The organism is Brevibacterium sp. SIMBA_078, assembly GCF_046534565.1.
Lineage (GTDB): Bacteria > Actinomycetota > Actinomycetes > Actinomycetales > Brevibacteriaceae > Brevibacterium.
Genome location: NZ_JAWRYQ010000287.1, coordinates 1 through 265 on the forward strand (window position 1 = coordinate 1; position 265 = coordinate 265).

A 265-nucleotide genomic window follows, 5' to 3' on the forward strand; every position below is an offset into this window, starting at 1 on the left:
GAACCTGGCTCTACAATGAAGCCGCTGGTCGTTCTGAGTGCGCTTGAGAACGGACGGCATAAAGCCGGCGATACAATTGATACCAGTCCGGGCTGGCTCAGAATTGGTGGACGCCGGGTGAGTGACCCTCGGAACTATGGCGAACTGTCACTGGCTGAGGTGCTGGAACATTCTTCGAACGTGGGCGTCACAAAAATCGCACTGGATTTAGGCATTGACCCTTTATTGCAAACCTATGCCGACGCTGGCTTTGGAAACGACACGG

Annotated in this window: 1 protein-coding gene; it reads left to right on the forward strand. The window is 54.3% G+C overall.

The window, feature by feature from the left end; genetic code table 11:
* Positions 1-15: 15 nt before the first annotated feature.
* The coding region (locus SB749_RS19755) for a penicillin-binding transpeptidase domain-containing protein (protein WP_410711804.1) at positions 16-265 on the forward strand (250 nt) is incomplete at its 3' end.